This window comes from Clostridia bacterium (genome assembly GCA_017554615.1).
Taxonomy (GTDB): Bacteria; Bacillota; Clostridia; order UMGS1840; family HGM11507; genus SIG450.
Genome location: JAFZHY010000011.1, coordinates 1 through 7,023, shown reverse-complemented (window position 1 = coordinate 7,023; position 7,023 = coordinate 1). Strand labels below are relative to the sequence as shown.

Here is a 7,023-nt window from a genome sequence, read left to right as displayed (position 1 = left end):
TAAATCCTTTGGATTTGTGAAATGCCCTCCGGGCGTGAAATATTGCTTCGCAATATGAAATACGCCTAATGGCGTGTGATATAAGGATTTATTTTATTTCACAGAAAACTTTAGTTTTCTATTTCACAATTTCTGTAAGAAATTATTTCACATCGAGCTTTAGCGAGATATTTCATTAAAAACAAGTGACCGAAAAATCATATCCTACTACCAATAATCCTCGTACGATAGTACGGGGATTTTTACTTTTTTAACAACCAAAACACCAACTCATTCTTTTATTTTTGACTTTTTAAAAGTTTTATTGTATAATAAATTTAAAATAACATATGAAGTAGAGAGGAGTGTTTAAAATGTCAAATATCTGGCATGATATATCACCAAAAAGAATAAATGCAGATGATTTTATCTGTGTTGTAGAAATTTCAAAGGGCAGTAAGAAAAAGTATGAACTTGATAAGGAAACCGGCTATCTTATGCTTGACAGAATTTTACACACATCAACTCATTATCCTGCAAACTATGGCTTTATACCTCGTACATATGGTGACGACAATGACCCGCTTGACGTGCTTTTGCTTTGTTCAGAACAAATTGAACCTATGACACTTGTCCGTGCTTATCCTATCGGTGTTATTTCTATGATAGATAACGGAAGAAGTGATGAAAAGATTATTGCTATACCGTTTAGCGACCCTAACTATAATATGTATAAAGATATAAACGAACTTCCACAACACGTTTTTGAAGAAATGAGCCATTTTTTTAGCGTGTATAAAAATCTTGAGCATAAAGAAACAGCAGTAAACGAGGTAAGCGATCATAAAACATCAATTAAGATAATTGATAAAGCAATCAGTGATTATATAGATAAGTTTTGTAAATAAAAACAGTATTTTAAAAGGAGAAAAATATTATGGATACACAGAAAATACTTGATTTTTTATTTGAACTCTTTGCATCATTAGGCTTAAAAATAATTGCAGCAGTGATTATTTTATTTGTTGGAAGCAAACTTATTAAATTCATAAAGAAATGGATAAAAACCTCATCTAAACTTGAAAAAATAGATATGGGTGTAAGAACATTTCTGGGAAGTTTTTTAGGAATAACTTTGTATGCTATTCTCTTTATAACAATAGCAATGGTGCTTGGCATACCTACAACATCTTTTGTAACAGCACTTGCTTCCTGTGGTGTGGCAATAGGTCTTGCGCTTCAGGGTGCTCTTGGTAATCTTGCAGGTGGTTTAATGATACTCATATTTAAACCATTTAAAGTCGGAGATTATATTGACACTTCTTCAACTTCAGGAACGGTTACCAATATAACAATAATGTATACAGTTCTTACCACACCTGATAATAAAGTTATAACAGTGCCTAACGGTATACTTACCAATTCTGTAATTGAAAATTATTCTGCATCTGATGAGAGAAGAGTAGACCTTACCTTTGCAACAGGTTATGAATGTGATATAGAAAAGGTAAAAGAAATTTTACTTAGTGTTGCAAATAAAAATGAAAAGGTTATAAAAGAGCCTGTGCCTTTTGCCCGTCTTGTAAGACATGGCGATAACTCTTTGGAATATACTTTAAGAGTATGGTGTAAGGCATCAGATTACTGGGATGTTAATTTTGATTTAATTGAAACTGTGAAAAAAGAATTTGATTTAAATAATATTTCAATTCCTTATCCTCAAATGGATATACATATTGATAATGTTAAATAATATAATCTTTTAATAGCAAGGATATGTTAAAAATGAAAAAGAGCATTGATTTTAAAAAAATCTTTGCTCTTTTAAAGTATTTATAAATTATTTAGTGTACGGTGCATACTCTTTTCTTATAAAGTATCCTTGGTTATGGTCGCATACAGGGCAGTTTTTAGGTGCTTCATGTCCTTTATGAATATGTCCGCAGTTAAGGCATAGCCATTCGGTTTCTGCTTCGCATAAGAATAGTTTGTCTTTTTCAAGCCAGTTTGCAAAAAGCAGGAATCTTTCAGCATGAGTTTTTTCTATTTCTGCAATTTTGTCAAACAGGTTAGCGATTTTTATAAACCCTTCCTCTTTTGCAACCTTTGCAAATTCTGGATAAACAGGGGAGTATTCTTCATTTTCATTATGAATAGCACTTTTTAAAAGTTCTAAAATATTAGTAGATTTATCGACAGGGTAACCACCTTCGATATTGATGTTTTCGCCTTTTAATTCTCCTAAAGCATTATAGAAGAGTTCTGCATGTTCTTTTTCCTGATTGGCAGTAAAGGTGAAAACTTCTTCAATAATATGGAGTTTTTGCTTTTTTGCTTCGGATGCAGCGAAAGTATATCTGTTTCTTGCCTGGCTTTCTCCTGCAAATGCCTTTAATAGATTAACTTTTGTTTTGCTGTCTTTAAGTTCCATAATATTACTCCTTTTTATTTTTGAGAATATTATACTCATAAACAACAAATATTATACAAATACATATTTTAAATAAATTTTTATAAGAGGTAACAAAATGTCAGATGTAAATTTTTCTAAAGATTTTTATGAAAAAATTAAAGTATTATACACAGATTATGAGAACGCCATAAAAAGATATGAAACTGCAATTTGTGAATTTAAAAAATTCTATGGTGATAAAGAATATAAAATTTTTTCTGCCCCGGGAAGAACAGAAATTATAGGTAATCACACAGACCATCAAAGAGGTCTGGCAATGGCAGGGAGCGTAAATCTTGATGCTGTTGGAGTAGCAGCAAAGAATGATAAAAATGTTATCACTGTTATATCTTACGGCTATGAAAATAAGGATATAGTTAACATTGATGATTTAACTGTTAAAAATAACGAAAAGGGATACTCAGTATCCTTAGTAAAAGGAATAGTTAAAAAATTTTCCGATTTGGGATATAATATAGGCGGTCTTGATATATATGTTACTTCAAATGTTTTAAAAGGGTCAGGCCTTTCATCTTCTGCCGCATTTGAAGTGCTTATTGCAACTATTATAAATCATATGTATTGTGATGGTAAGGAAACCTATGTATCTATTGCAAAAATTGCAAGATACGCAGAAAATGTGTATTTTGGAAAACCAAGCGGAATATTAGACCAACTTGCATCAAGCGTTGGTGGGTTTGTTTATATTGATTTTTTGGATGAAGAAAACCCAATAGTTGAAAAAATAGACTTTAACTATAAGAAAAAAGGCTATACATTATGTATAGTTGACACAGGCGGAAATCACGCTGATTTAACGGATGACTATAAACACATATCGGATGACTTAAAGAAAATATCCTCATATTTTAAAAAGGAAGTTTTAAGAGAAGTTGATGAGAATGTTTTTTATAGTAATTTAAAAAACTTAAGAGAAGAAGTAAACGACAGGGCAATATTGAGAGCCTTTCATGTGTTTGAAGAGAATAAAAGAGTTTTAAATGCACGAGATTGCCTTAAAAATGACGATTTTAACTCATTTTTAAAGATTTTAAAGGAATCGGGCAACTCTTCGTATAAATATCTTCAGAATGTATTTTCGACTTTGGATGTAAATAAACAGGGGATAGGACTTGCGTTGTTTTTAACAGAAACCTTTTTAGACGGTAAAGGTTCTTACCGTGTTCACGGTGGAGGTTTTGCAGGGACTATTCAGGCATTTGTACCAAATGATATGCTTTGTGAATATGTTGAAAAGATGGAGAGTATATTCGGCAAAGGAAATTGCCATAAACTGTTTATAAGACCTTACGGTGCAATTAAAATAATATAAAAAATGAGCAAACTTGGTTTGCTCATTTTTTTATATTATACCCCAGTCATCTATATTTCCTCTTACCAAAGAGCCAAATACTCGGTCTTTTAAATCAGGATATATTTTTTCAGTATTTTTTATAAAGTTTTTTATATCTTCTCTTTTTGTGTTTCCGTCAGCAGGGCAAGGATTTTTTATAACGGGAAGATTATTTCTTTTAGCACAGTTTATAACATCGTATTCGTGAGCGTATATTAAAGGCCTTATCTGATTTATATCAGTTCTGTCCAAATATGTAACAGGGGAGAAACATCCGATTCGCCCTTCATATAATAAGCATAGAAAGAATGTTTCTATCACATCGTCAAAATGATGTCCTAAAGCAACTTTTTTATAACCTAAATCTTTTGCTGCTTCATTTAAAGCGCCTTTTCTCATTTTGGAACATAAGGAACATGGGTTTGATTCTTTTCTTATATCAAATATTATCTCTTTTATCTGAGTTTTTACTATTTCGTAAGGAATTCCTTTTTCCTTGGTAAACTGATAGACAGGGTCGGCATTAAAATCAGGAAAACCCATATCAACAGTTATGCCTATTATATCAAATTTTTTAGGATAAAATCTTCTAAGTTCCCACATAGCGTTAAGAAGAACCATACTGTCTTTTCCGCCTGAAACGCCTACTGCGATTTTATCACCGTCATTTATCATATTATAGTCGTCAACTGCGCGTCTTAAATAACTTAAAATTTTTCTCAAAATACATCTCTCCGTAAAATGCGTTTTTAGTGCAGTAGTATTGCATTAGTGCAGTAGTATTGCATTAGTGCAGTAGTACTACACTACCCATTATATAGTAGTTTTTTATAAAAATCAATAACAGTAAAATAAAAAAAGTGAATTGCGTTTTTAGAAAATGAAAGAAAATCGAAGAAAAACAAAGAAAATTAAAGATTGAGTTTTGTATATTAAAAAAATTAAAAAAAGTTATTGACAATTTTTATAAGATATATTACAATAAGTAACGTTGAAAAAAATTATAGGAGGAAACAACTATGAAAAGCACATTTTTAATGAAGCCAGCAGACGTTCAGAAAAAATGGTATATCATTGACGCTGAAGGCAAAATTTTAGGTAGAGTTGCTACTCAGGTTGCAACTATTTTAAGAGGTAAGCACCGTCCAACATATACACCAAACGTTGACTGTGGGGATAATGTTATCGTTATCAACGCTGAAAAAGCAATTCTTTCAGGTAAAAAACTTGATAACAAATTCTATTACAGACACACAGGCCATATCGGTGGTATGAAGGCTACAAGTTACAGAGAATTAATGGAAAAGAAACCAGAACAGGCTATGATGCTTGCTATTAAAGGTATGCTTCCTAAAAATTCTTTAGGCAGAAAAATGCTTACTAATGTTAGAATATACAGAGGTTCTGAACACGAACAGGCTGCTCAGAAACCAGAAGTATATAACGGTTAAGAGGGGAGGATATTTTAATGGCTAAAGTTAAAGAAATGTTCTACGGAACAGGTAGAAGAAAAAGTTCTGTAGCAAGAGTAAGAATAGTTAGCGGTAAAGGTAATATTATTATTAACGACAGAACTATCGACGATTATTTCGGATTAGAAACATTAAAACTTATCGTTCGTCAGCCTCTTACATTAACAGGTAATGAAGGTAAAGTTGATGTTATCGCAAAAGTATCAGGCGGTGGTGTTACAGGTCAGGCTGGTGCTATCAGACACGGTATCGCAAGAGCTTTACTTAAATTAGATGAAAATCTTAGACCAGAACTTAAAAAAGCTGGTTTCTTAACAAGAGACCCAAGAATGAAAGAAAGAAAGAAATACGGCTTAAAAGCAGCAAGACGTGCTCCACAGTTCTCCAAGAGATAAAAAACAAAATATATGTTTATTTTCAGGCATCTGCTTCGGTGGATGCCTGTTTTTTACCCCTTATCGAACATGTGGAAGACTCGAGTATAACTCTCGTCATCGTGGCTAAAAATATGCCGACAGGCATATTTTCTTAACGCCCCGACAGTTCTCAAAGAGATAATATTATTTATTATGTATTCTCGCAAGAAAATTTTTCTTGCGAGAATTTTTTATCCCAACATAACATCAAGTAACATCATAATAGAAAACCCTGATATTATTCCCATAGTGGATAGATATGGCTCACTTTTTTTATTTGTCTGACATTCTGGTATAAGTTCATGAACCGCAACTAAAATCATAGCACCTGCTGCAAAAGATAAGGCATAGGGCAAAATTCCTTCGATATATACTACAAGGAGCGCACCAAAAACTCCTGCAATAGGTTCTACCATTCCTGATGCCTGACCTAAGAAAAAACTTTTCTTTCTTGAATAACCCTCTCTTCTTAAAGGAAGAGAAACTGCTGCTCCCTCAGGGAAATTCTGAAGTCCTATTCCTATTGCGATAGTAATTGCACCCATTAACCCTTCGGTTGTTATACCAATGTTGCCTAAAGCACCAAACGCAACTCCAACTGCCAACCCCTCGGGAATATTATGAAGAGTTATAGAAAGTATAAGCATTATAATTCTTGTCAGTTTTTCTTTTGCTAATGGTGATGTATCTTCCGTTTGTTTTTGACATAATGTAACAATCTTATCTGATATCCACATAAATACAGCACCGAGTACGAAGCCTGAAGTTACAACTAAATATGACGGAATAAAAGAATTTGTTTCTGCGCGTTCGGTTGCAGGTAACAGTAAAGACCAGAAACTTGCCGCAATCATAACGCCGGACGCAAATCCTAAAAGGAAATTTAAATATTTAAGTTTAGGAGATTTAAAAAATACCACTGTTGCAGCACCGAGAGCAGTAATAAACCATGTTCCGAGTGTTGCAATAAGTGCCATCAACACAAGTTCATCCATATAACACCTCCAATATGTATTATATGCTTATATAATTTTTAGTTTATTATAGCAAAGCTTAAAGAAAAATAAATAAAAAATATAAAAACACCTTGATTAAAGTAAAAACTTATGATATAATGACTAAGTTATAAATATTAGCGCCCGTACCTCAGCTGGATAGAGGACTCGGCTACGAACCGAGGCGCCGGGGGTTCGAATCCCTCCGGGCGCGCCAAAAGAAAAATCCTGTCGAAAGATAGGATTTTTCTTTTGTGTTATTCATTTTTCATTATTCAATATTCATCATTCATTAAACTTGACAGGATTTTTTAATGAATAATGAATAATGAAGACGCTGTGCTTATGAATAATT

The 7,023-nt window shown here is 32.7% G+C and carries 8 protein-coding genes and 1 tRNA gene; 6 read left to right on the top strand and 3 right to left on the bottom strand.

Annotated features, from left to right (window positions below; all coding sequences use genetic code 11):
- Positions 1-353 precede the first annotated feature (353 nt).
- Complete coding sequence (locus tag IKZ35_02295) at positions 354-887, top strand: inorganic diphosphatase (protein MBR4892792.1); 534 nt, start codon at positions 354-356, stop codon at positions 885-887.
- Between the two features lie 29 nt (positions 888-916).
- Positions 917-1,732: a mechanosensitive ion channel gene (locus tag IKZ35_02290; GenBank protein MBR4892791.1), complete on the top strand. Its 816-nt coding sequence runs from the start codon at positions 917-919 to the stop codon at positions 1,730-1,732.
- Between the two features lie 87 nt (positions 1,733-1,819).
- On the opposite strand, the gene IKZ35_02285 is transcribed toward IKZ35_02290, so the two are convergent.
- Positions 1,820-2,410: a rubrerythrin family protein gene (locus tag IKZ35_02285; protein ID MBR4892790.1), complete on the bottom strand. Its 591-nt coding sequence runs from the start codon at positions 2,408-2,410 to the stop codon at positions 1,820-1,822.
- A gap of 97 nt (positions 2,411-2,507) precedes the next feature.
- Here IKZ35_02285 and IKZ35_02280 point away from each other — a divergent pair, with 97 nt between their 5' ends.
- Positions 2,508-3,764, top strand: coding sequence for a galactokinase (locus IKZ35_02280; protein ID MBR4892789.1), 1,257 nt, complete (start codon positions 2,508-2,510; stop codon positions 3,762-3,764).
- 30 nt (positions 3,765-3,794) lie between these two features.
- On the opposite strand, the gene IKZ35_02275 is transcribed toward IKZ35_02280, so the two are convergent.
- Positions 3,795-4,460: a tRNA 2-thiocytidine biosynthesis protein TtcA gene (locus IKZ35_02275; protein ID MBR4892788.1), complete on the bottom strand. Its 666-nt coding sequence runs from the start codon at positions 4,458-4,460 to the stop codon at positions 3,795-3,797.
- 344 nt (positions 4,461-4,804) lie between these two features.
- Here IKZ35_02275 and rplM point away from each other — a divergent pair, with 344 nt between their 5' ends.
- Both rplM and rpsI read left to right on the top strand, forming a co-directional pair.
- On the top strand, positions 4,805-5,236 hold the full coding sequence (gene rplM, locus IKZ35_02270; GenBank protein MBR4892787.1) for a 50S ribosomal protein L13: 432 nt from the start codon (positions 4,805-4,807) through the stop codon (positions 5,234-5,236).
- Between the two features lie 17 nt (positions 5,237-5,253).
- Positions 5,254-5,652 carry a 30S ribosomal protein S9 gene (gene rpsI / locus IKZ35_02265; protein ID MBR4892786.1) on the top strand — a complete coding sequence of 133 codons (399 nt, stop codon included), beginning with the start codon at positions 5,254-5,256 and terminating at the stop codon, positions 5,650-5,652.
- 212 nt (positions 5,653-5,864) lie between these two features.
- Here the strand turns inward: rpsI and IKZ35_02260 are convergent, their stop codons facing one another.
- Positions 5,865-6,668, bottom strand: a complete 804-nt coding sequence (locus tag IKZ35_02260; GenBank protein MBR4892785.1) for a ZIP family metal transporter — start codon at positions 6,666-6,668, stop codon at positions 5,865-5,867.
- Between the two features lie 140 nt (positions 6,669-6,808).
- Between IKZ35_02260 and IKZ35_02255 the strand changes: the two genes are divergently transcribed.
- A tRNA-Arg gene (locus IKZ35_02255) sits at positions 6,809-6,885 on the top strand.
- Positions 6,886-7,023 lie beyond the last annotated feature (138 nt).

What these genes read in the sequence shown, in the direction of transcription:
- IKZ35_02295 (MBR4892792.1), top strand. Translation starts at nt 354, where the DNA reads ATGTCAAATATCTGGCATGATATATCACCAAAAAGAATAAATGCAGAT.
- IKZ35_02290 (MBR4892791.1), top strand. Translation starts at nt 917, where the DNA reads ATGGATACACAGAAAATACTTGATTTTTTATTTGAACTCTTTGCATCA.
- IKZ35_02285 (MBR4892790.1), bottom strand. Translation starts at nt 2,410, where the DNA reads ATGGAACTTAAAGACAGCAAAACAAAAGTTAATCTATTAAAGGCATTT.
- IKZ35_02280 (MBR4892789.1), top strand. Translation starts at nt 2,508, where the DNA reads ATGTCAGATGTAAATTTTTCTAAAGATTTTTATGAAAAAATTAAAGTA.
- IKZ35_02275 (MBR4892788.1), bottom strand. Translation starts at nt 4,460, where the DNA reads ATGATAAATGACGGTGATAAAATCGCAGTAGGCGTTTCAGGCGGAAAA.
- rplM (MBR4892787.1), top strand. Translation starts at nt 4,805, where the DNA reads ATGAAAAGCACATTTTTAATGAAGCCAGCAGACGTTCAGAAAAAATGG.
- rpsI (MBR4892786.1), top strand. Translation starts at nt 5,254, where the DNA reads ATGGCTAAAGTTAAAGAAATGTTCTACGGAACAGGTAGAAGAAAAAGT.
- IKZ35_02260 (MBR4892785.1), bottom strand. Translation starts at nt 6,668, where the DNA reads ATGGATGAACTTGTGTTGATGGCACTTATTGCAACACTCGGAACATGG.